This is a genomic window from Streptomyces sp. SolWspMP-5a-2, from assembly GCF_900091845.1.
Lineage (GTDB): Bacteria > Actinomycetota > Actinomycetes > Streptomycetales > Streptomycetaceae > Streptomyces > Streptomyces doudnae.
The window spans coordinates 18,146-38,906 of the sequence record NZ_FMCI01000051.1; the positions used below are offsets into that span (position 1 = coordinate 18,146).

Below are 20,761 nucleotides of genomic sequence, written 5' to 3' on the forward strand. Positions count from 1 at the left end.
CCCCGTTTCAGACCCCAAGACTTACAACCCTGAGAGGGATTGACGCATAGTGCTCGACGTCAACTTCTTCGACGAGCTCCGGATCGGCCTGGCCACCGCCGACGACATCCGTCAGTGGAGCCACGGCGAGGTCAAGAAGCCCGAGACGATCAACTACCGCACCCTCAAGCCCGAGAAGGACGGACTCTTCTGCGAGAAGATCTTCGGTCCGACCCGGGACTGGGAGTGCTACTGCGGCAAGTACAAGCGCGTCCGCTTCAAGGGCATCATCTGCGAGCGCTGTGGCGTCGAGGTCACGCGCGCCAAGGTGCGCCGTGAGCGGATGGGCCACATCGAGCTTGCCGCCCCGGTCACCCACATCTGGTACTTCAAGGGAGTCCCGTCGCGGCTGGGCTACCTGCTCGACCTCGCCCCGAAGGACCTGGAGAAGGTCATCTACTTCGCGGCGTACATGATCACGTACGTCGACGAGGAGCGCCGCACCCGCGACCTGCCCTCCCTGGAGGCCCACGTCTCCGTCGAGCGCCAGCAGGTCGAGAACCGCCGCGACGCCGACCTGGAGGCCCGCGCCAAGAAGCTCGAGACCGACCTGGCCGAGCTGGAGGCCGAGGGCGCCAAGGCCGACGTGCGCCGCAAGGTGCGCGAGGGCGCCGAGCGCGAGATGAAGCAGCTGCGCGACCGCGCGCAGCGCGAGATCGACCGCCTCGACGAGGTCTGGACCCGCTTCAAGAACCTCAAGGTCCAGGACCTGGAGGGCGACGAGCTGCTCTACCGCGAGCTGCGGGACCGCTTCGGCACCTACTTCGACGGTTCGATGGGCGCCGCCGCGCTGCAGAAGCGCCTGGAGTCCTTCGACCTCGACGAGGAGGCCGAGAAGCTCCGCGAGATCATCCGCACCGGCAAGGGCCAGAAGAAGACCCGCGCGCTCAAGCGCCTCAAGGTCGTCTCCGCGTTCCTGCAGACCAGCAACAGCCCCAAGGGCATGGTGCTGGACTGCGTGCCGGTCATCCCGCCGGACCTGCGTCCGATGGTGCAGCTGGACGGTGGCCGCTTCGCGACCTCCGACCTGAACGACCTGTACCGCCGCGTGATCAACCGCAACAACCGCCTGAAGCGGCTTCTCGACCTCGGTGCCCCCGAGATCATCGTCAACAACGAGAAGCGCATGCTCCAGGAGGCGGTCGACGCCCTCTTCGACAACGGCCGCCGCGGTCGCCCCGTCACGGGCCCCGGCAACCGTCCGCTGAAGTCGCTGTCCGACATGCTCAAGGGCAAGCAGGGCCGCTTCCGCCAGAATCTGCTCGGCAAGCGCGTCGACTACTCGGCGCGTTCCGTCATCGTCGTCGGTCCGCAGCTGAAGCTGCACCAGTGCGGTCTGCCGAAGGCCATGGCGCTGGAGCTCTTCAAGCCGTTCGTGATGAAGCGCCTGGTCGACCTGAACCACGCGCAGAACATCAAGAGCGCCAAGCGGATGGTCGAGCGCGGCCGCACCGTCGTGTACGACGTCCTCGAAGAGGTCATCGCCGAGCACCCGGTGCTGCTGAACCGTGCGCCCACCCTGCACCGCCTGGGCATCCAGGCCTTCGAGCCGCAGCTGGTCGAGGGCAAGGCCATCCAGATCCACCCGCTCGTCTGCACCGCGTTCAACGCGGACTTCGACGGTGACCAGATGGCCGTCCACCTGCCGCTCTCCGCGGAGGCGCAGGCCGAGGCCCGCATCCTGATGCTGTCCTCGAACAACATCCTCAAGCCGGCCGACGGCCGCCCGGTCACGATGCCGACCCAGGACATGGTCCTCGGTCTGTTCTTCCTGACCACGGACGGCGAGCTGCGGGACGTCAAGGGCGAGGGCCGCGCGTTCGGCTCCACGGCCGAGGCGACCATGGCGTTCGACGCCGGTGAGCTGGCGCTCCAGTCGGCCGTCGACATCCGCTTCCCGGTGGGCACCATCCCGCCGCGCGGCTGGACGCCCCCGGCCCGCGAGGAGGGCGAGCCCGAGTGGCAGCCCGGCGACACCTTCCGGCTGCGCACCACCCTGGGCCGCGCGCTCTTCAACGAGCTGCTGCCCGAGGACTACCCGTTCGTCGACTACTCGGTGGGCAAGAAGCAGCTCGGCGAGATCGTCAACGACCTGGCCGAGCGCTACCCCAAGGTCATCGTGGCGGCGACGCTCGACAACCTGAAGGCGGCCGGCTTCTTCTGGGGCACCCGCTCCGGCGTCACCGTGGCCATCTCCGACATCGTCGTCCCGGACGCGAAGAAGGAGATCGTCAAGGGCTACGAGGCGCTGGACGAGAAGGTCCAGAAGCAGTACGAGCGCGGTCTGATCACCAAGGAAGAGCGGACTCAGGAACTCATCGCGATCTGGACCAAGGCGACCAACGAGGTCGCCGAGGCCATGAACGAGAACTTCCCGAAGACGAACCCGATCTTCATGATGGTCGACTCGGGCGCCCGAGGAAACATGATGCAGATGCGTCAGATCGCCGGTATGCGCGGTCTGGTGTCCAACGCCAAGAACGAGACGATCCCGCGTCCCATCAAGGCGTCGTTCCGTGAGGGCTTGTCCGTGCTGGAGTACTTCATCTCCACCCACGGTGCCCGTAAGGGTCTGGCGGACACCGCGCTGCGGACCGCCGACTCGGGTTACCTCACCCGTCGTCTGGTCGACGTCTCCCAGGACGTCATCATCCGCGAGGAGGACTGCGGCACCGAGCGCGGTCTCAAGCTCCAGATCGCGGAGGTCGGCGCGGACGGCGTGCTGCGCAAGGCGGAGAACGTCGAGACGTCCGTGTACGCGCGCTGCCTCGCCGAGGACATCGTCGTCGACGGCAAGGTGCTCGGCCCGGCCGGTACCGACCTCGGTGACGTGCTCATCGACGAGCTGGTCAAGTACGGCGTCGCGGAGGTCAAGACCCGCTCGGTCCTGACCTGCGAGTCCGCCGTCGGCACCTGCGCCATGTGCTACGGCCGTTCGCTGGCCACCGGCAAGCTGGTCGACATCGGTGAGGCGGTCGGCATCATCGCCGCCCAGTCCATCGGTGAGCCCGGCACCCAGCTGACGATGCGTACCTTCCACACCGGTGGTGTGGCCGGTGACGACATCACCCAGGGTCTGCCGCGTGTCGTCGAGCTCTTCGAGGCCCGTACCCCGAAGGGTGTCGCCCCGATCTCCGAGGCCTCCGGCCGCATCCGGATCGAGGAGACCGAGAAGACGAAGAAGATCGTCGTCACCCCGGACGACGGCAGCGACGAGACGGCGTTCCCGATCTCGAAGCGTGCCCGGCTCCTGGTCAGCGAGGGCGAGCACGTCGAGGTGGGCCAGAAGCTCACCGTGGGTGCCACCAACCCGCACGACGTGCTGCGCATCCTGGGCCAGCGCGCCGTCCAGGTCCACCTGGTCGGCGAGGTCCAGAAGGTCTACAACTCGCAGGGTGTGTCGATCCACGACAAGCACATCGAGATCATCATCCGGCAGATGCTGCGCCGCGTGACGATCATCGAGTCCGGCGACGCCGAGCTGCTGCCCGGCGAGCTGGTCGAGCGCTCCAAGTTCGAGACCGAGAACCGTCGTGTGGTCCAGGAGAGCGGTCACCCCGCCTCCGGTCGTCCGCAGCTGATGGGTATCACCAAGGCCTCGCTGGCGACGGAGTCCTGGCTGTCGGCCGCCTCCTTCCAGGAGACGACCCGGGTGCTGACGGACGCGGCGATCAACGCCAAGTCCGACAGCCTCATCGGCCTCAAGGAGAACGTCATCATCGGTAAGCTCATCCCGGCCGGTACGGGTCTGTCCCGCTACCGCAACATCCGGGTGGAGCCCACCGAGGAGGCCAAGGCCGCGATGTACTCGGCCGTCGGCTACGACGACATCGACTACTCGCCGTTCGGCACCGGCTCCGGCCAGGCCGTTCCGCTGGAGGACTACGACTACGGTCCGTACAACCAGTAAGCGGGTCGTACCGGTTGAGGGGCGGTCACCTTCCGGGGTGGCCGCCCTTCGGCGTGTCCGCGCCCCCGCGCGCGGGACCGGGAACCGATGCCGAAACCGGTGCGTTGAAGGATGATGGAGACACTTCGACGCCCTGGGGGATGGTGCCCGTGTCGTTTCCTACGCCCTGGCAGGGTCAGGCCGGGCCGTCCATGCTCGCCTCCCACGCCGACCGCGAGCGCGCCGTCGACGTGCTGAGAGCGGGGTACGGCGAGGGCCGGCTGGAGAAGCCGGAGTTCGACCGGCGGCTGGAGCGGGCGTACGCGGCCCGTACGGTGGGGGAGCTGGGCCTGCTGGTCGCGGACCTGCCGGCCGGTCCCGTCCCGCAGCAGGCGGCCCTGGGGCCTGTCCCCGGCACCTTCCTGCCCGTGCCGCCGCGGCCGACCAACGGCAAGGCGGTGGGCGCGGTGGTCTGCGGCGGTCTGACGGTGTTCACCGGCGGGCTGACCGCGCTCCCGGCGATCGTCCTCGGGCACTCGGCGCGGGCCGAGATCCGGCGCACCGGCGAGAACGGGGACGGGCTGGCGGTGACCGGACTGGTGCTCGGCTGGGTGTCGGTGGCGGGCTGGGTGCTGCTGCTGGCCGGGCTGCTGGTGCTGATGGTCCTGGCGCACTGAGCCGCGGCGGGCGCGCGGGGTGTGACCGGGGGTGCGCCGGGGCGGACCGGGTGTGATCCGGCCAGGTCAGGGGCGTGCGCGGGGGCGGTGCACGCGCCGTGGGACGACCCGGCGGGGTGGTCGGCGGGGGAGCGGGGCGGGGTCGGCCCGGCCCGATCCAAGATCGTCCGGAGCGGGGCGACTTGACATGGACAGCGGGGCGATCCGTGCGCGGTCCATTTGTTTTGACCGCAGCGAATGAGGTAGGTACGCTCAGACCTTGTGCCTGGGGTGTGCCCTGGCTCTTGTGCGTGCCTTCAACCGCACGGCGAGCCGTGAGCGGCCACCGTGATCCGTGCCCCTTCCGCCTCACGGCGAAGGTCCGCCGGATCCGACACACCCGACCGCGTGGGTCGGTGACGTTCCAGGTTAGCTTTACCAATCGGCACACAGAAACCGGAGAAGTAGTGCCTACGATCCAGCAGCTGGTCCGGAAGGGCCGGCAGGACAAGGTCGAGAAGAACAAGACGCCCGCACTCGAGGGTTCCCCTCAGCGTCGTGGCGTCTGCACGCGTGTGTTCACGACCACCCCGAAGAAGCCGAACTCGGCCCTGCGTAAGGTCGCGCGTGTGCGTCTGACCAGCGGGATCGAGGTCACCGCTTACATTCCGGGTGAGGGACACAACCTGCAGGAGCACTCGATCGTGCTCGTGCGCGGCGGCCGTGTGAAGGACCTGCCGGGTGTTCGCTACAAGATCATCCGCGGCTCGCTCGACACCCAGGGTGTCAAGAACCGCAAGCAGGCCCGCAGCCGCTACGGCGCCAAGAAGGAGAAGTAAGAATGCCTCGTAAGGGCCCCGCCCCGAAGCGCCCGGTCATCATCGACCCGGTCTACGGTTCTCCTCTGGTGACCTCCCTCATCAACAAGGTGCTGCTGAACGGCAAGCGCTCCACCGCCGAGCGCATCGTCTACGGTGCCATGGAGGGTCTGCGTGAGAAGACGGGCAACGACCCGATCATCACGCTGAAGCGCGCGCTCGAGAACATCAAGCCGACCCTCGAGGTCAAGTCCCGCCGTGTCGGTGGCGCGACGTACCAGGTTCCGATCGAGGTCAAGCCCGGTCGTGCGAACACCCTGGCGCTGCGCTGGCTGGTCGGCTACTCCCGCGCCCGTCGCGAGAAGACCATGACCGAGCGTCTGCTCAACGAGCTTCTCGACGCTTCGAACGGCCTCGGTGCGGCCGTCAAGAAGCGCGAGGACACGCACAAGATGGCCGAGTCCAACAAGGCCTTCGCGCACTACCGCTGGTAGTCGCTACCCACATCGAGACCGAGAGAAGACCGAAGCCTTATGGCTACCACTTCACTTGACCTGGCCAAGGTCCGCAACATCGGGATCATGGCCCACATCGACGCGGGCAAGACGACCACCACCGAGCGGATCCTGTTCTACACCGGCGTCTCCTACAAGATCGGTGAGGTCCACGACGGCGCCGCCACCATGGACTGGATGGAGCAGGAGCAGGAGCGTGGCATCACGATCACCTCTGCTGCCACCACCTGTCACTGGCCGCTCGAGGACGACGACTACACGATCAACATCATCGACACCCCGGGTCACGTCGACTTCACGGTCGAGGTGGAGCGCTCGCTGCGCGTCCTCGACGGTGCCGTCACGGTGTTCGACGGTGTCGCCGGTGTCGAGCCGCAGTCCGAGACGGTGTGGCGTCAGGCCGACCGTTACGGCGTGCCGCGCATCTGCTTCGTCAACAAGCTGGACCGCACCGGTGCCGAGTTCCACCGCTGCGTCGACATGATCAAGGACCGGCTCGGTGCCGTTCCGATCGTCATGCAGCTGCCGATCGGTGCCGAGGCCGACTTCAAGGGCGTCGTGGACCTGGTCCGCATGAAGGCGCTCGTGTGGTCCGCCGAGGCCGCGAAGGGCGAGATGTACGACGTCGTCGACATCCCCGCCACGCACACCGAGGCCGCCGAGGAGTACCGCGGCAAGCTGGTCGAGACCGTCGCGGAGAACGACGACGAGATCATGGAGCTGTTTCTGGAGGGCCAGGAGCCCACCGAGGAGCAGCTGTACGCCGCGGTCCGTCGCATCACCATCGCGTCCGGCAAGTCCCAGGGCACCACGGTCACCCCCGTGTTCTGCGGCACCGCGTTCAAGAACAAGGGCGTCCAGCCCCTGCTCGACGCGGTCGTGCGTTACCTGCCGACCCCGCTCGACGTCGAGGCCATCGAGGGCCACGACGTCAAGGACCCCGAGGTCGTCGTCACGCGCAAGCCGTCGGACGAGGAGCCGCTCTCCGCGCTCGCGTTCAAGATCATGAGCGACCCGCACCTCGGCAAGCTCACCTTCGTCCGGATCTACTCCGGTCGCCTCCAGTCCGGCACCGCGGTGCTGAACTCGGTCAAGGGCAAGAAGGAGCGCATCGGCAAGATCTACCGCATGCACGCGAACAAGCGTGAGGAGATCGAGTCGGTGGGCGCCGGTGACATCGTCGCCGTCATGGGCCTGAAGCAGACCACCACCGGTGAGACGCTGTCCGACGACAAGAACCCGGTGATCCTGGAGTCCATGGACTTCCCGGCGCCGGTCATCCAGGTCGCCATCGAGCCCAAGTCCAAGGGTGACCAGGAGAAGCTGGGTGTCGCCATCCAGCGTCTCGCGGAGGAGGACCCCTCCTTCCAGGTCCACTCGGACGAGGAGACCGGCCAGACCATCATCGGCGGTATGGGCGAACTGCACCTCGAGGTGCTGGTCGACCGGATGCGCCGTGAGTTCAAGGTCGAGGCCAACGTCGGCAAGCCGCAGGTCGCGTACCGCGAGACGATCCGCAAGGCCGTCGAGCGCGTGGACTACACCCACAAGAAGCAGACCGGTGGTACCGGTCAGTTCGCCAAGGTGCAGATCGCGATCGAGCCGATCACCGAGAGCGACGGCCCGGCGTACGAGTTCGTGAACAAGGTGACCGGTGGTCGCATCCCGCGGGAGTACATCCCGTCGGTGGACGCCGGTGCGCAGGAGGCCATGCAGTTCGGCATCCTGGCCGGGTACGAGATGACGGGCGTCCGCGTCACGCTTCTCGACGGTGCCTACCACGAGGTCGACTCCTCCGAGCTCGCCTTCAAGATCGCCGGTTCGCAGGCCTTCAAGGAGGCCGCGCGCAAGGCGTCCCCGGTGCTCCTCGAGCCGATGATGGCCGTCGAGGTCACCACGCCCGAGGAGTCGATGGGCGATGTCATCGGCGACCTCAACTCCCGCCGTGGCCAGATCCAGGCCATGGAGGAGCGCAGCGGCGCTCGCGTCGTGAAGGGCCTCGTGCCCCTCTCGGAGATGTTCGGCTACGTCGGCGACCTCCGCAGCAAGACGTCGGGTCGCGCGAGCTACTCGATGCAGTTCGACTCCTACGCCGAGGTTCCCCGGAACGTCGCCGAGGAGATCATCGCGAAGGCCAAGGGCGAGTAACGCACCGCGTTCACACGCCGTAGGCTTGACTCCGAGCCTCCAGGGGCATTCACCCGAATTCATCACCGTATGACGGTGGATGCCCCGGGCCCGGGCTTTGACAGCAAAGATCACCTGGCGCCGTTCAAGTAAGGCGTACCAGAACCACTCCCAGGAGGACCCCAGTGGCGAAGGCGAAGTTCGAGCGGACTAAGCCGCACGTCAACATCGGCACCATCGGTCACATCGACCACGGTAAGACGACCCTCACGGCCGCCATTACCAAGGTGCTGCACGACGCGTACCCGGACCTGAACGAGGCCTCGGCGTTCGACCAGATCGACAAGGCTCCTGAGGAGCGCCAGCGCGGTATCACCATCTCCATCGCGCACGTCGAGTACCAGACGGAGACCCGTCACTACGCCCACGTCGACTGCCCGGGTCACGCGGACTACATCAAGAACATGATCACGGGTGCGGCGCAGATGGACGGCGCCATCCTCGTCGTCGCCGCGACCGACGGCCCGATGCCGCAGACCAAGGAGCACGTGCTCCTGGCCCGCCAGGTCGGCGTTCCGTACATCGTCGTCGCCCTGAACAAGGCCGACATGGTGGACGACGAGGAGATCCTGGAGCTCGTCGAGCTCGAGGTCCGTGAGCTCCTCTCCGAGTACGAGTTCCCGGGCGACGACCTGCCCGTCGTCAAGGTCTCGGCGCTCAAGGCGCTCGAGGGCGACGCCGAGTGGGGCCAGACCGTCCTCGACCTGATGAAGGCCGTCGACGAGTCGATCCCGGAGCCCGAGCGCGACGTCGACAAGCCGTTCCTCATGCCCATCGAGGACGTCTTCACGATCACCGGTCGCGGTACGGTCGTCACCGGCCGTATCGAGCGTGGTGTCCTCAAGGTCAACGAGACCGTCGACATCATCGGCATCAAGACCGAGAAGACCACCACCACGGTCACCGGTATCGAGATGTTCCGCAAGCTGCTCGACGAGGGCCAGGCCGGTGAGAACGTCGGTCTGCTGCTCCGCGGCATCAAGCGCGAGGACGTCGAGCGCGGCCAGGTCATCATCAAGCCGGGCTCGGTCACCCCGCACACGGAGTTCGAGGCGCAGGCGTACATCCTGTCGAAGGACGAGGGTGGCCGTCACACCCCCTTCTTCAACAACTACCGCCCGCAGTTCTACTTCCGTACCACGGACGTGACCGGCGTCGTGACCCTCCCCGAGGGCACCGAGATGGTCATGCCGGGCGACAACACCGAGATGAAGGTGGAGCTGATCCAGCCCATCGCCATGGAGGAGGGCCTGAAGTTCGCCATCCGCGAGGGTGGTCGTACCGTGGGCGCCGGCCAGGTCACCAAGATCAACAAGTGATCTCGGGTTCGACCCGGTAGCTCCAGCCTGAGCTGAAGCACCTGAAGGGGCTCGCACGACTCCGGTCGTGCGGGCCCTTTCGCATGCCCGGCCGACCATCTCGCGGACGCAGAGTTGGCCACGGGCGGGTGAAGTCTTCGGGAAGGCTGACGGGCGGGTCGTCGAGCCTTGGGCCAACTCCGTGTCCTGGATGTCCCGTTGGTCCTCGTCTGCTCACTGTGCGGGTCTTGTGACGGCCTAGCGTGAAGGAGGAGCGGGGCCACCGGGGCCGCCGGATCGCACACAGGAGATGACCGGGTTCTGATGCGTGGCGCGCGGAACGGGACGCTGATCAGCACGAGGGCCGACCACGGGCACCGTCCGCCGGTACCCGCGGACGGGCCGCCGCCGCGGTCCGCGGGCCCGGCCCGGCCGGCCGACACCGCTCCCCGGCGCGGCACTGCCCGCGCCCCGCTGCGGCGCGAACGCCCCCGCCTGTACGTCGTCGACGGCATCCGGCTGGTCGCCGCGCTGATGGTCGCCGTCCACCACTACGCGGGCACCGAGCGCGTGGACCGGGCGGGCAACCCGATCTGGGACCGGTCGGTGTCGGACGTCATGCCGACGGTGTTCCGCCTCGCGTCCTACGGCTGGACCGGCGTCGAGATCTTCTTCGTCATCAGCGGCTTCGTGATCTGCATGTCCTGCTGGGGCCGCACCCCGCGGCAGTTCTTCGTCTCCCGGGTGATCCGCCTCTACCCGGCGTACTGGTTCGCGATCGCCTTCACCAGCGTGGTCCTCGCGCTCGTCCCCGGTGTCTGGGAGCGGCTCGACCCGCGGGAGACGCTGCTCAACCTGACCATGCTGCAGGCGGGTTCGGGCGTCGGGAACGTGGACGGGGTCTACTGGACGCTCTGGGCCGAACTCCGCTTCTACCTGCTCTTCCTGCTGGTCGTCGTCACCGGTCTGACGTACCGCAGGGTCGTGGTCTTCTGCTGCGCGTGGGGCGCCGCCGCGATGCTGGCGCCGCGGGCCGAGCTGCCGCTGCTCGACCTGGTCGCCAACCCGGACGGCGCCTGGTACTTCATCGCCGGGCTCGCCCTCTACCTGATGTACCGCTTCGGGCAGGACCTGCTGCTGTGGGGCATCCTCGCGATGTCCTGGCTGATGGCGCAGCGGGAGCTGGGCACCCGGATCGACGAGGTCGAGCACGTCTCCGGCTGGCGGGGGAGCGTGGCGATCTACACCGTGTTCCTGCTGGTGATGGTGGCCGTCGCGCTCGGCGCGACCGACCGGATCCGCTGGCGCTGGCTGGTCACGGCGGGCGCCCTGACCTACCCGTTCTACCTGCTGCACTACGCGGCCGGGACGGCGGTCATCAGCAGGCTGCGCGACACGGTCGACCCGCGGCTGCTCGTGGTCCTCGTCGTGGCCGGGTTCCTGGTGCTGAGCTGGGGCGTGCACCGGTGGGTGGAGCGGCCGCTCGCGGGGCTGCTCAAGCGCGGCCTCGACACGTCCTTCGCGCGGATGCGCAACGCGGGGAACGGGGGCTGAGCGGGCGGACGGCCGGGGGGCCGGCGCCACCGCGGGAACCCGCGGGAGCGCGGCCGGACGGGGGTCGTCACGGGCCGTTCGCCCCACCGCGCGGGCACCTGTGTTTGACCTGCGTCACTCTCGGGGTATTGTCTCCGGCTCGATTGGCCAGGCCCCTGCCCCATATGGCAGACTAGCCTGGTTGCTCGGTCGAGTGTTGATGCTGCGCGCCTCCCGCCGGGAGGACCGAAAGCGAGTCCCACAGTACTCGTCAACCCTTTCAGGGTTGGACGTACGGGAATCTTTCGGGAAGCGACAGTGCAGCGCCGGCCAGGCACCCGGTGGACTTTCGTTCCCGGCTTGCGGTACCGGAAGGGCCGTGCTTGTTCCGTACAGGGATGCTCGAACAAGGGGCATCTGTGTCAGCGACAGCGCGACACGCCCGACCGCGTGGGTCGGACGAACGGGATATGGGAACACCGGGTTCCAGAGCGTTAGAGAGACAGGACTACTGAGTAGCCATGGCGGGACAGAAGATCCGCATCCGGCTCAAGGCCTACGACCACGAGGTCATCGACTCTTCGGCGAAGAAGATCGTCGAGACGGTGACCAGGACTGGTGCGTCGGTCGCGGGCCCGGTGCCGCTGCCCACTGAGAAGAACGTGTACTGCGTCATCAAGTCGCCGCACAAGTACAAGGACTCGCGCGAGCACTTCGAGATGCGCACGCACAAGCGCCTGATCGACATCCTCGACCCGACGCCCAAGACCGTTGACTCCCTGATGCGACTCGACCTCCCGGCCGGTGTCGACATCGAGATCAAGCTCTGAGGCCGGTGATCTGAGAGATGGCTAAGCAGATCAAGGGCATCCTGGGCGAGAAGCTCGGCATGACGCAGGTGTGGGACGAGAACAACCGTGTTGTTCCGGTCACCGTCGTCAAGGCCGGCCCCAACGTCGTGACCCAGGTCCGTACGAACGACGTCGACGGCTACGAGTCGGTCCAGATCGCCTTCGGCGAGATCGACCCGCGCAAGGTGAACAAGCCCCTCAAGGGCCACTTCGCCAAGGCCGACGTCACCCCCCGCCGTCACCTCGTCGAGATCCGTACCGCTGACGCCAGCGTGTACACCCTCGGCCAGGAGATCACCGCCGAGTCCTTCGAGGCCGGTGTCAAGGTGGACGTGACCGGCAAGAGCAAGGGCAAGGGCTTCGCCGGTGTCATGAAGCGTCACAACTTCAAGGGCCTCGGCGCCGGTCACGGCACCCAGCGCAAGCACCGCTCTCCCGGTTCCATCGGTGGCTGCGCCACCCCGGGCCGTGTGTTCAAGGGCCTCCGCATGGCGGGTCGCATGGGCAACGAGCGGGTCACCACCCAGAACCTGACCGTCCACGCCGTTGACGCGGAGAAGGGTCTGCTGCTCATCAAGGGCGCGGTTCCCGGTCCGAACGGCGGCCTCGTCCTGGTCCGCACCGCGGCCAAGGGGGCCTGAGGTAACCGATGAGCACTGTTGACATCCTTTCGCCCGCGGGCGACAAGGCCGGTTCCGTCGAGCTCCCCTCGGAGATCTTCGACGTCGAGAAGGTCAGCATCCCGCTGATCCACCAGGTCGTTGTCGCACAGCTGGCCGCTGCCCGCCAGGGCACGCACAAGACGAAGACCCGTGGCGAGGTCCGTGGTGGCGGCAAGAAGCCGTACCGCCAGAAGGGCACCGGCCGCGCCCGTCAGGGCTCGACCCGCGCGCCGCAGTTCGCCGGTGGTGGCGTCGTGCACGGTCCCGTGCCGCGTGACTACTCGCAGCGGACCCCGAAGAAGATGAAGGCGGCCGCGCTGCGTCACGCCCTCACCGACCGGGCCCGCCACAACCGCATCCACGTCGTCTCCGGCGTCGTCGAGGGTGAGAACCCGTCGACGAAGGCCGCCCGGACGCTGTTCGGCAAGATCTCGGAGCGCAAGAACCTGCTCCTGGTCGTCGACCGCGCCGACGAGGCCTCGTGGCTGTCCGCCCGCAACCTGCCCCAGGTGCACATCCTGGAGCCGGGCCAGCTGAACACGTACGACGTTCTCGTCTCGGACGACGTGGTCTTCACCCAGGCCGCTTTCGAGTCCTTCGTGTCCGGCCCGAAGGCCAATGACACCGAAGGGAGCGAGGTCTGATGGCCACGCGTCACCCGAGCATCGCCTCCAAGGCGGCCAAGGCCGCCAAGGCCGCGCGCGTCGCCAAGGCGCGTCGCCACGCCGCCGAGGGCAAGAACACCGTCGTCACCGCGCCCAGCAAGGCGTACACGGACCCCCGTGACGTGCTGCTGAAGCCGGTCGTGTCGGAGAAGAGCTACGCGCTCCTCGACGAGAACAAGTACACGTTCATCGTCGCCCCGGGCTCCAACAAGACCCAGATCAAGCAGGCCGTCCAGGCGGTCTTCTCGGTCACGGTCACCGGGGTCAACACGATCAACCGCCAGGGCAAGCGCAAGCGCACCAAGACCGGTTTCGGTCAGCGTGCCGCCACCAAGCGCGCGATCGTGACCCTCGCTGAGGGCGACCGTATCGACATCTTCGGCGGTCCGACCGCGTAAGCGGGTCGGATCGTCCGATATCGGACGAGGACTGAGAAATGGGAATCCGCAAGTACAAGCCGACTACGCCGGGCCGTCGTGGCTCCAGCGTCGCCGACTTCGTCGAGGTCACGCGGTCCACGCCGGAGAAGTCGCTGGTCCGCCCCCTGCACAGCAAGGGCGGCCGTAACAACGCCGGTCGTGTGACCGTTCGCCACCAGGGTGGCGGACACAAGCGCGCCTACCGTGTGATCGACTTCCGTCGTCACGACAAGGACGGCGTGCCGGCGAAGGTCGCGCACATCGAGTACGACCCCAACCGCACCGCGCGCATCGCGCTGCTGCACTACGCGGACGGCGAGAAGCGCTACATCCTCGCCCCCCGCAACCTGTCGCAGGGCGACCGCGTCGAGAACGGTCCCGGGGCCGACATCAAGCCGGGCAACAACCTGGCCCTCCGCAACATCCCGGTCGGTACCACGATCCACGCGATCGAGCTCCGTCCCGGTGGCGGTGCCAAGTTCGCCCGCTCCGCCGGTGCCTCCGTGCAGCTGCTCGCGAAGGAGGGCTCGATGGCCCACCTCCGCATGCCGTCCGGTGAGATCCGCCTGGTCGACCAGCGCTGCCGCGCCACGGTCGGCGAGGTCGGCAACGCCGAGCAGAGCAACATCAACTGGGGCAAGGCCGGTCGCAAGCGCTGGCTGGGCGTCCGCCCGACCGTTCGCGGTGTGGCGATGAACCCGGTTGACCACCCGCACGGTGGTGGTGAGGGCAAGACCTCCGGTGGTCGCCACCCGGTCAGCCCCTGGGGTCAGAAGGAGGGTCGTACTCGTTCGCCGAAGAAGGCTTCGAACAAGTACATCGTCCGCCGCCGCAAGACGAACAAGAAGCGCTAGGAGCGGGTTTAGATGCCGCGCAGTCTCAAGAAGGGGCCCTTCGTCGACGACCACCTGATCAAGAAGGTGGACGCCCAGAACGAAGCCGGTTCCAAGAACGTCATCAAGACCTGGTCCCGCCGCTCGATGATCGTCCCGGCCATGCTCGGTCACACGATCGCGGTGCACAACGGCAAGACCCACATCCCGGTGTTTGTCACCGAGTCGATGGTCGGCCACAAGCTCGGCGAGTTCTCGCCGACGCGCACCTTCCGGGGTCACGTCAAGGACGACCGGAAGTCGAAGCGCCGCTAGCGCGGGGTGAACGACCATGACAAACACTGAAGGGACAACCATGGAAGCCAGGGCCCAGGCGCGGTACATCCGCGTCACGCCCATGAAGGCCCGCCGCGTGGTGGACCTCATCCGTGGCATGGACGCCACGGAGGCTCAGGCCGTCCTGCGCTTCGCCCCGCAGGCCGCGAGCGTGCCGGTCGGCAAGGTGCTGGACAGCGCCATCGCCAACGCCGCGCACAACTACGACCACACCGACGCCGACAGCCTCTTCATCTCCGAGGCGTACGTCGACGAGGGTCCGACCCTGAAGCGGTTCCGGCCGCGCGCCCAGGGTCGCGCCTACCGGATCCGCAAGCGGACCAGCCACATCACTGTGGTCGTCAGCAGCAAGGAAGGAACCCGGTAATGGGCCAGAAGGTAAACCCGCACGGGTTCCGGCTCGGTGTCACGACCGACTTCAAGTCGCGTTGGTACGCCGACAAGCTGTACAAGGACTACGTCAAGGAAGACGTCGCCATCCGTCGGATGATGACGTCCGGCATGGAGCGCGCCGGCATCTCGAAGGTGGAGATCGAGCGCACCCGTGACCGCGTGCGGGTGGACATCCACACCGCTCGTCCGGGCATCGTCATCGGCCGCCGCGGCGCCGAGGCCGACCGCATCCGCGGTGACCTCGAGAAGCTCACCGGCAAGCAGGTCCAGCTGAACATCCTCGAGGTCAAGAACCCCGAGACGGATGCCCAGCTGGTCGCGCAGGCCGTCGCCGAGCAGCTCTCCTCCCGCGTCTCCTTCCGCCGGGCCATGCGCAAGAGCATGCAGTCCGCCATGAAGGCCGGCGCCAAGGGCATCAAGATCCAGTGCGGTGGCCGCCTCGGCGGCGCCGAGATGTCCCGCTCGGAGTTCTACCGCGAGGGCCGTGTGCCCCTGCACACGCTCCGCGCGAACGTGGACTACGGCTTCTTCGAGGCCAAGACGACCTTCGGCCGCATCGGCGTGAAGGTCTGGATCTACAAGGGCGATGTCAAGAACATCGCCGAGGTCCGCGCCGAGAACGCTGCGGCCCGTGCGGGTAACCGCCCGGCCCGCGGTGGCGCCGACCGCCCGGCCCGTGGTGGCCGTGGTGGCGGTGGCGAGCGGCGTGGTCGTAAGCCGCAGCAGGCTGCCGGCGCCGAGGCCCCCAAGGCCGAGGCCCCCGCCGCCGCGCCGGCTGAGAGCACCGGAACGGAGGCCTGACCGTCATGCTGATCCCCCGTAGGGTCAAGCACCGCAAGCAGCACCACCCGAAGCGCGACGGCGCTGCCAAGGGCGGCACGCAGGTTGCGTTCGGCGAGTACGGCATCCAGGCGCTCACCCCGGCGTATGTGACGAACCGTCAGATCGAGGCCGCTCGTATCGCCATGACGCGTCACATCAAGCGTGGTGGCAAGGTCTGGATCAACATCTACCCGGACCGTCCGCTCACCAAGAAGCCGGCCGAGACCCGCATGGGTTCCGGTAAGGGTTCTCCCGAGTGGTGGATCGCCAACGTCAAGCCCGGACGCGTGATGTTCGAGCTGTCGTACCCCAACGAGAAGATCGCCCGTGAGGCGCTGACCCGTGCGGCCCACAAGCTGCCGATGAAGTGCCGGATCGTCAAGCGCGAGGCAGGTGAAGCGTGATGTCGGCCGGTACCAAGGCGTCCGAGCTGCGCGAACTGGGTGACGAGGAGCTGCTCGGCAAGCTCCGCGAAGCCAAGGAAGAACTGTTCAATCTCCGCTTCCAGGCGGCGACCGGACAGCTCGAGAACCACGGTCGGCTCAAGGCCGTCCGCAAGGACATCGCGCGGATCTACACCCTGATGCGCGAGCGCGAGCTGGGCATCGAGACGGTGGAGAACGCCTGATGAGCGAGAACAACGTGACTGAGAACGCAGAGGCGCGCGGCTTCCGCAAGACCCGTGAGGGTCTCGTCGTCAGCGACAAGATGGACAAGACCGTCGTCGTCGCTGTCGAGGACCGCGTCAAGCACGCGCTGTACGGCAAGGTCATCCGCCGTACGAACAAGCTCAAGGCGCACGACGAGCAGAACGCTGCGGGTGTCGGCGACCGTGTCCTCCTCGCGGAGACCCGGCCGCTGTCCGCGACGAAGCGCTGGCGCATCGTCGAGATCCTCGAGAAGGCCAAGTAAATCTCCTGCGGGGCAGACCTCGCAGGACAGTTCCGCCAGGCTCCGGGAGCCGCTCCGCTGAGCGGCTCCCGGGGAACCGGCAGACACACAGGAGATAGACGTGATCCAGCAGGAGTCGCGACTGCGCGTCGCCGACAACACTGGTGCGAAGGAAATCCTTTGCATCCGTGTGCTCGGTGGCTCCGGTCGCCGCTACGCGGGCATCGGTGACGTCATCGTCGCCACCGTCAAGGACGCGATCCCCGGTGGCAACGTGAAGAAGGGTGACGTCGTCAAGGCGGTCATCGTTCGCACCGTCAAGGAGCGCCGCCGTCCGGACGGCTCGTACATCCGCTTCGACGAGAACGCCGCCGTCATTCTGAAGAACGACGGCGACCCTCGCGGCACCCGCATCTTCGGCCCGGTCGGGCGTGAGCTGCGCGAGAAGAAGTTCATGAAGATCATCTCGCTGGCTCCGGAGGTGCTGTAAGCATGAAGATCAAGAAGGGCGACCTGGTCCAGGTCATCACCGGTAAGGACAAGGGCAAGCAGGGCAAGGTCATCGCGGCCTTCCCCCGCGAGGACCGCGTCCTGGTCGAGGGTGTCAACCGGGTCAAGAAGCACACCAAGGCCGGTCCGACCGCTCGCGGTTCGCAGGCCGGCGGCATCGTCACCACCGAGGCGCCGATCCACGTCTCCAACGTCCAGCTGGTCGTGGAGAAGGACGGCAACAAGGTTGTCACGCGTGTCGGTTACCGCTTCGACGACGAGGGCAACAAGATCCGCGTTGCCAAGCGGACGGGTGAGGACATCTGATGGCTACCACCACCACTCCGCGTCTCAAGACGAAGTACCGCGAGGAGATCGCGGGCAAGCTGCGTGACGAGTTCAAGTACGAGAACGTCATGCAGATCCCCGGCCTCGTCAAGATCGTGGTCAACATGGGTGTCGGCGACGCCGCCCGTGACTCGAAGCTGATCGAGGGCGCGATCCGCGACCTGACCACCATCACCGGTCAGAAGCCGGCCGTCACCAAGGCCCGCAAGTCCATCGCGCAGTTCAAGCTGCGTGAGGGCCAGCCGATCGGTGCCCACGTCACGCTCCGTGGCGACCGCATGTGGGAGTTCCTGGACCGCACCCTGTCGCTGGCGCTTCCGCGCATCCGCGACTTCCGCGGCCTGTCCCCCAAGCAGTTCGACGGCCGTGGCAACTACACCTTCGGTCTCACGGAGCAGGTCATGTTCCACGAGATCGACCAGGACAAGATCGACCGCGTCCGGGGTATGGACATCACCGTGGTCACCACGGCGACCAACGACGCTGAGGGCCGCGCGCTCCTTCGTCACCTCGGCTTCCCGTTCAAGGAGGCGTGAGCGAGATGGCGAAGAAGGCTCTGATCGCTAAGGCTGCTCGCAAGCCCAAGTTCGGGGTGCGTGGCTACACGCGCTGCCAGCGCTGCGGCCGTCCGCACTCCGTGTACCGCAAGTTCGGCCTCTGCCGCGTGTGCCTTCGTGAGATGGCTCACCGTGGCGAGCTGCCGGGCGTGACCAAGAGCTCCTGGTAGTCCCGGTAATCCGGAACTAGCAGGGCTCTCGGTAAGCATCTGGGTGGACAGGGGCCCACCCCCGCATGCATTAGGCTTGCGGGGTTGGGCGCCTGTCGCGCCCGTACGACTTACTACGCCGTAGGTCCACCGCGCCGCACCCGTCCCGTCTCGGATCGGGGAGAGGGATGGCGCACCAGGAAACCCCGGCGAGAGAGGCCGAAGGCCAATTCATGACCATGACTGATCCGATCGCAGACATGCTGACCCGTCTGCGGAACGCGAACTCGGCATACCACGACTCCGTGACGATGCCGGCGTCCAAGATCAAGTCGCACATCGCGGAGATCCTCCAGCAGGAGGGCTTCATCACGGGCTGGAAGGTCGAGGACGCCGAGGTCGGCAAGAGCCTCGTCCTGGAGCTGAAGTTCGGCCCCAACCGTGAGCGCTCCATCGCGGGCATCAAGCGGATCTCCAAGCCCGGTCTCCGGGTGTACGCGAAGTCCACCAGCTTGCCGAAGGTGCTCGGCGGCCTGGGCGTGGCGATCATCTCCACGTCGCACGGGCTCCTCACTGACAAGCAGGCCGGCAAGAAGGGCGTGGGTGGGGAAGTCCTCGCCTACGTCTGGTAGCGGAAGGGAACGGAGGAAACAGCTATGTCGCGTATTGGCAAGCTCCCCATCACGGTTCCCGCCGGCGTGGACGTCACCATCGACGGCCGTACGGTACTGGTCAAGGGCCCCAAGGGCTCGCTGACCCACACCGTCGCATCGCCGATCGACATCGCCAAGGGTGAGGACGGCGTTCTGAACGTCACCCGCCCCAACGACGAGCGTCAGAACAAGGCCCTGCACGGCCTGTCCCGCACGCTGGTGGCGAACATGATCACCGGCGTGACCCAGGGTTACGTGAAGAAGCTCGAGATCAGCGGTGTCGGTTACCGCGTGACGGCCAAGGGATCGAACCTCGAGTTCGCTCTCGGCTACAGCCACCCGATCACCGTCGAGGCGCCCGAGGGAATCACCTTCAAGGTGGAGACCCCGACCCGCTTCCAGGTCGAGGGCATCGACAAGCAGAAGGTCGGCGAGGTTGCGGCCAACATCCGCAAGCTGCGCAAGCCCGACCCGTACAAGGCCAAGGGCGTCAAGTACGAGGGCGAAGTCATCCGCCGCAAGGTCGGAAAGGCGGGTAAGTAAGCCATGGCATACGGGCAGAAGATTCTGAAGGGCGACGCGTACAAGCGTGCCGCCATCAAGCGCCGTCACATCCGGATCCGCAAGCGGATCGCCGGATCGGCGGAGCGCCCCCGTCTGGTCGTTACCCGCTCGAACCGGCACATCGTGGCCCAGGTGATCGACGACATCAAGGGTCACACCCTGGCGTCGGCGTCCACCCTGGACACCTCGATCCGCGGTGGCGAGGGCGACAAGTCCGCCCAGGCCAAGCAGGTCGGCGCCCTGGTCGCCGAGCGCGCCAAGGCCGCCGGTGTCGAGTCTGTCGTGTTCGACCGTGGTGGCAACCAGTACGCCGGGCGCATCGCCGCCCTGGCGGACGCCGCCCGCGAAGCCGGGCTCAACTTCTGAGCCTGCCGTAGCTAGCGGAAAAAGAGAGAGGTAATTCCAATGGCTGGACCCCAGCGCCGCGGTGGCGGTGCCGGTGGCGGCGAGCGGCGGGACCGGAAGGGCCGTGACGGCGGCGCTGCTGCCGCCGAGAAGACCGCGTACGTTGAGCGCGTTGTCGCGATCAACCGCGTCGCCAAGGTTGTGAAGGGTGGTCGTCGCTTCAGCTTCACCGCGCTGGTCGTGGTGGGCGATGGTGACGGCACCGTCGGTGTCGGTTACGGCAAGGCCAAGGAGGTGCCGGCCGCCATCGCCAAGGGTGTTGAGGAGGCCAAGAAGCACTTCTTCAAGGTCCCCCGCATCCAGGGCACCATCCCCCACCCCATCCAGGGTGAGAAGGCTGCCGGCGTCGTCCTGCTCAAGCCCGCGTCCCCCGGTACCGGTGTTATCGCCGGTGGCCCGGTGCGTGCCGTGCTCGAGTGCGCCGGTATCCACGACATCCTGTCGAAGTCGCTCGGCTCCGACAACGCGATCAACATCGTGCACGCGACCGTGGCGGCCCTCAAGGGCCTGCAGCGTCCCGAGGAGGTCGCGGCCCGCCGCGGTCTGCCGCTCGAGGACGTCGCCCCCGCGGCTCTCCTTCGTGCACGTGCCGGGGCGGGTGCGTAATGGCTCGCCTCAAGGTCACGCAGACGAAGTCGTACATCGGCAGCAAGCAGAACCACCGTGACACCCTGCGGTCGCTTGGTCTCAAGGGGATCAACACCGTGGTCGTCAAGGAGGACCGCCCCGAGTTCCGCGGAATGGTGCACACCGTCCGCCACCTCGTGACGGTCGAGGAGGTCGACTGAT

The 20,761-nt window shown here is 67.1% G+C and carries 27 protein-coding genes; all 27 read left to right on the forward strand.

Going from position 1 to position 20,761, the window contains the following annotated elements; translation table 11 throughout:
• Nucleotides 1–49 precede the first annotated feature (49 nt).
• The 27 genes from GA0115242_RS04760 (at nucleotide 50) to rpmD (ending at nucleotide 20,760) form a co-directional block, all read left to right on the forward strand.
• Nucleotides 50–3,949: a DNA-directed RNA polymerase subunit beta' gene (locus tag GA0115242_RS04760; protein WP_093824838.1), complete on the forward strand. Its 3,900-nt coding sequence runs from the start codon at nucleotides 50–52 to the stop codon at nucleotides 3,947–3,949.
• Nucleotides 3,950–4,098: 149 nt separating this feature from the next.
• Entirely contained in the window at nucleotides 4,099–4,605 is a 507-nt protein-coding gene (locus tag GA0115242_RS04765; RefSeq protein ID WP_256089369.1) for a DUF1707 and DUF4190 domain-containing protein, read from the forward strand.
• A gap of 446 nt (nucleotides 4,606–5,051) precedes the next feature.
• A complete protein-coding gene (gene rpsL / locus GA0115242_RS04770; RefSeq protein WP_003948652.1) occupies nucleotides 5,052–5,423 on the forward strand; it encodes a 30S ribosomal protein S12 in 372 nt (123 codons plus the stop codon).
• 2 nt (nucleotides 5,424–5,425) lie between these two features.
• A complete protein-coding gene (gene rpsG, locus GA0115242_RS04775) occupies nucleotides 5,426–5,896 on the forward strand; it encodes a 30S ribosomal protein S7 (protein WP_003992340.1) in 471 nt (156 codons plus the stop codon).
• A 39-nt stretch (nucleotides 5,897–5,935) separates the two neighbouring features.
• On the forward strand, nucleotides 5,936–8,065 hold the full coding sequence (fusA, locus tag GA0115242_RS04780; protein ID WP_093824842.1) for an elongation factor G: 2,130 nt from the start codon (nucleotides 5,936–5,938) through the stop codon (nucleotides 8,063–8,065).
• A 164-nt stretch (nucleotides 8,066–8,229) separates the two neighbouring features.
• The gene (gene tuf / locus GA0115242_RS04785; protein WP_093824844.1) at nucleotides 8,230–9,423 is read left to right on the forward strand and encodes an elongation factor Tu; all 1,194 of its coding nucleotides are present in this window, start codon (nucleotides 8,230–8,232) and stop codon (nucleotides 9,421–9,423) included.
• A 303-nt stretch (nucleotides 9,424–9,726) separates the two neighbouring features.
• Nucleotides 9,727–10,956 carry an acyltransferase family protein gene (locus GA0115242_RS04790; RefSeq protein WP_093824846.1) on the forward strand — a complete coding sequence of 410 codons (1,230 nt, stop codon included), beginning with the start codon at nucleotides 9,727–9,729 and terminating at the stop codon, nucleotides 10,954–10,956.
• 500 nt (nucleotides 10,957–11,456) lie between these two features.
• Nucleotides 11,457–11,765, forward strand: a complete 309-nt coding sequence (gene rpsJ, locus GA0115242_RS04795; protein WP_003948644.1) for a 30S ribosomal protein S10 — start codon at nucleotides 11,457–11,459, stop codon at nucleotides 11,763–11,765.
• Nucleotides 11,766–11,782: 17 nt separating this feature from the next.
• Nucleotides 11,783–12,427, forward strand: a complete 645-nt coding sequence (gene rplC, locus GA0115242_RS04800) for a 50S ribosomal protein L3 (protein ID WP_093824849.1) — start codon at nucleotides 11,783–11,785, stop codon at nucleotides 12,425–12,427.
• Between the two features lie 8 nt (nucleotides 12,428–12,435).
• Complete coding sequence (rplD, locus tag GA0115242_RS04805) at nucleotides 12,436–13,092, forward strand: 50S ribosomal protein L4 (RefSeq protein WP_093824851.1); 657 nt, start codon at nucleotides 12,436–12,438, stop codon at nucleotides 13,090–13,092.
• Nucleotides 13,092–13,511 carry a 50S ribosomal protein L23 gene (rplW, locus tag GA0115242_RS04810; RefSeq protein ID WP_093824853.1) on the forward strand — a complete coding sequence of 140 codons (420 nt, stop codon included), beginning with the start codon at nucleotides 13,092–13,094 and terminating at the stop codon, nucleotides 13,509–13,511. Before rplD ends, rplW begins: the two co-directional genes overlap by 1 nt.
• Nucleotides 13,512–13,549: 38 nt before the next feature.
• A complete protein-coding gene (rplB, locus tag GA0115242_RS04815) occupies nucleotides 13,550–14,386 on the forward strand; it encodes a 50S ribosomal protein L2 (RefSeq protein ID WP_093824855.1) in 837 nt (278 codons plus the stop codon).
• A gap of 12 nt (nucleotides 14,387–14,398) precedes the next feature.
• Nucleotides 14,399–14,680: a 30S ribosomal protein S19 gene (rpsS, locus tag GA0115242_RS04820; RefSeq protein WP_007384069.1), complete on the forward strand. Its 282-nt coding sequence runs from the start codon at nucleotides 14,399–14,401 to the stop codon at nucleotides 14,678–14,680.
• A 40-nt stretch (nucleotides 14,681–14,720) separates the two neighbouring features.
• The gene (gene rplV, locus GA0115242_RS04825) at nucleotides 14,721–15,068 is read left to right on the forward strand and encodes a 50S ribosomal protein L22 (RefSeq protein WP_003974262.1); all 348 of its coding nucleotides are present in this window, start codon (nucleotides 14,721–14,723) and stop codon (nucleotides 15,066–15,068) included.
• Entirely contained in the window at nucleotides 15,068–15,895 is an 828-nt protein-coding gene (rpsC, locus tag GA0115242_RS04830) for a 30S ribosomal protein S3 (RefSeq protein WP_093824857.1), read from the forward strand. The genes rplV and rpsC overlap by 1 nt, the downstream gene beginning before the upstream one ends.
• 5 nt (nucleotides 15,896–15,900) lie before the next feature.
• Nucleotides 15,901–16,320 (forward strand): 50S ribosomal protein L16, encoded by a 420-nt coding sequence (rplP, locus tag GA0115242_RS04835; protein ID WP_046732372.1) that lies wholly within the window; start codon nucleotides 15,901–15,903, stop codon nucleotides 16,318–16,320.
• The gene (gene rpmC / locus GA0115242_RS04840) at nucleotides 16,320–16,544 is read left to right on the forward strand and encodes a 50S ribosomal protein L29 (protein ID WP_030221001.1); all 225 of its coding nucleotides are present in this window, start codon (nucleotides 16,320–16,322) and stop codon (nucleotides 16,542–16,544) included. The genes rplP and rpmC overlap by 1 nt, the downstream gene beginning before the upstream one ends.
• Entirely contained in the window at nucleotides 16,544–16,828 is a 285-nt protein-coding gene (rpsQ, locus tag GA0115242_RS04845; RefSeq protein ID WP_093824859.1) for a 30S ribosomal protein S17, read from the forward strand. The genes rpmC and rpsQ overlap by 1 nt, the downstream gene beginning before the upstream one ends.
• Nucleotides 16,829–16,928: 100 nt before the next feature.
• Entirely contained in the window at nucleotides 16,929–17,297 is a 369-nt protein-coding gene (rplN, locus tag GA0115242_RS04850; RefSeq protein WP_003998823.1) for a 50S ribosomal protein L14, read from the forward strand.
• Nucleotides 17,298–17,299: 2 nt separating this feature from the next.
• Nucleotides 17,300–17,623 (forward strand): 50S ribosomal protein L24, encoded by a 324-nt coding sequence (rplX, locus tag GA0115242_RS04855; protein ID WP_003992365.1) that lies wholly within the window; start codon nucleotides 17,300–17,302, stop codon nucleotides 17,621–17,623.
• Entirely contained in the window at nucleotides 17,623–18,180 is a 558-nt protein-coding gene (gene rplE / locus GA0115242_RS04860; RefSeq protein ID WP_007494758.1) for a 50S ribosomal protein L5, read from the forward strand. Before rplX ends, rplE begins: the two co-directional genes overlap by 1 nt.
• Before the next feature lie 5 nt (nucleotides 18,181–18,185).
• The gene (locus GA0115242_RS04865; RefSeq protein WP_003948630.1) at nucleotides 18,186–18,371 is read left to right on the forward strand and encodes a type Z 30S ribosomal protein S14; all 186 of its coding nucleotides are present in this window, start codon (nucleotides 18,186–18,188) and stop codon (nucleotides 18,369–18,371) included.
• A gap of 212 nt (nucleotides 18,372–18,583) precedes the next feature.
• Nucleotides 18,584–18,982, forward strand: coding sequence for a 30S ribosomal protein S8 (gene rpsH / locus GA0115242_RS04875; RefSeq protein WP_057607912.1), 399 nt, complete (start codon nucleotides 18,584–18,586; stop codon nucleotides 18,980–18,982).
• Between the two features lie 24 nt (nucleotides 18,983–19,006).
• Nucleotides 19,007–19,546 carry a 50S ribosomal protein L6 gene (gene rplF, locus GA0115242_RS04880; protein ID WP_093824861.1) on the forward strand — a complete coding sequence of 180 codons (540 nt, stop codon included), beginning with the start codon at nucleotides 19,007–19,009 and terminating at the stop codon, nucleotides 19,544–19,546.
• Nucleotides 19,547–19,549: 3 nt separating this feature from the next.
• Nucleotides 19,550–19,933, forward strand: coding sequence for a 50S ribosomal protein L18 (gene rplR, locus GA0115242_RS04885; protein WP_093824863.1), 384 nt, complete (start codon nucleotides 19,550–19,552; stop codon nucleotides 19,931–19,933).
• 39 nt (nucleotides 19,934–19,972) lie between these two features.
• Entirely contained in the window at nucleotides 19,973–20,578 is a 606-nt protein-coding gene (gene rpsE / locus GA0115242_RS04890; RefSeq protein WP_007494753.1) for a 30S ribosomal protein S5, read from the forward strand.
• The gene (gene rpmD / locus GA0115242_RS04895) at nucleotides 20,578–20,760 is read left to right on the forward strand and encodes a 50S ribosomal protein L30 (RefSeq protein ID WP_006376032.1); all 183 of its coding nucleotides are present in this window, start codon (nucleotides 20,578–20,580) and stop codon (nucleotides 20,758–20,760) included. Before rpsE ends, rpmD begins: the two co-directional genes overlap by 1 nt.
• Nucleotide 20,761: the final 1 nt, after the last annotated feature.

Coding starts and splice junctions, on each gene's coding strand:
- rpsG (WP_003992340.1), top strand. CDS start 5,426: ATGCCTCGTAAGGGCCCCGCCCCGAAGCGCCCGGTCATCATCGACCCG.
- fusA (WP_093824842.1), top strand. CDS start 5,936: ATGGCTACCACTTCACTTGACCTGGCCAAGGTCCGCAACATCGGGATC.
- GA0115242_RS04790 (WP_093824846.1), top strand. CDS start 9,727: ATGCGTGGCGCGCGGAACGGGACGCTGATCAGCACGAGGGCCGACCAC.
- rpsJ (WP_003948644.1), top strand. CDS start 11,457: ATGGCGGGACAGAAGATCCGCATCCGGCTCAAGGCCTACGACCACGAG.
- rplC (WP_093824849.1), top strand. CDS start 11,783: ATGGCTAAGCAGATCAAGGGCATCCTGGGCGAGAAGCTCGGCATGACG.
- rplD (WP_093824851.1), top strand. CDS start 12,436: ATGAGCACTGTTGACATCCTTTCGCCCGCGGGCGACAAGGCCGGTTCC.
- rplW (WP_093824853.1), top strand. CDS start 13,092: ATGGCCACGCGTCACCCGAGCATCGCCTCCAAGGCGGCCAAGGCCGCC.
- rplB (WP_093824855.1), top strand. CDS start 13,550: ATGGGAATCCGCAAGTACAAGCCGACTACGCCGGGCCGTCGTGGCTCC.
- rpsS (WP_007384069.1), top strand. CDS start 14,399: ATGCCGCGCAGTCTCAAGAAGGGGCCCTTCGTCGACGACCACCTGATC.
- rplV (WP_003974262.1), top strand. CDS start 14,721: ATGGAAGCCAGGGCCCAGGCGCGGTACATCCGCGTCACGCCCATGAAG.
- rpsC (WP_093824857.1), top strand. CDS start 15,068: ATGGGCCAGAAGGTAAACCCGCACGGGTTCCGGCTCGGTGTCACGACC.
- rplP (WP_046732372.1), top strand. CDS start 15,901: ATGCTGATCCCCCGTAGGGTCAAGCACCGCAAGCAGCACCACCCGAAG.
- rpmC (WP_030221001.1), top strand. CDS start 16,320: ATGTCGGCCGGTACCAAGGCGTCCGAGCTGCGCGAACTGGGTGACGAG.
- rpsQ (WP_093824859.1), top strand. CDS start 16,544: ATGAGCGAGAACAACGTGACTGAGAACGCAGAGGCGCGCGGCTTCCGC.
- rplX (WP_003992365.1), top strand. CDS start 17,300: ATGAAGATCAAGAAGGGCGACCTGGTCCAGGTCATCACCGGTAAGGAC.
- rplE (WP_007494758.1), top strand. CDS start 17,623: ATGGCTACCACCACCACTCCGCGTCTCAAGACGAAGTACCGCGAGGAG.
- GA0115242_RS04865 (WP_003948630.1), top strand. CDS start 18,186: ATGGCGAAGAAGGCTCTGATCGCTAAGGCTGCTCGCAAGCCCAAGTTC.
- rpsH (WP_057607912.1), top strand. CDS start 18,584: ATGACCATGACTGATCCGATCGCAGACATGCTGACCCGTCTGCGGAAC.
- rplF (WP_093824861.1), top strand. CDS start 19,007: ATGTCGCGTATTGGCAAGCTCCCCATCACGGTTCCCGCCGGCGTGGAC.
- rplR (WP_093824863.1), top strand. CDS start 19,550: ATGGCATACGGGCAGAAGATTCTGAAGGGCGACGCGTACAAGCGTGCC.
- rpsE (WP_007494753.1), top strand. CDS start 19,973: ATGGCTGGACCCCAGCGCCGCGGTGGCGGTGCCGGTGGCGGCGAGCGG.
- rpmD (WP_006376032.1), top strand. CDS start 20,578: ATGGCTCGCCTCAAGGTCACGCAGACGAAGTCGTACATCGGCAGCAAG.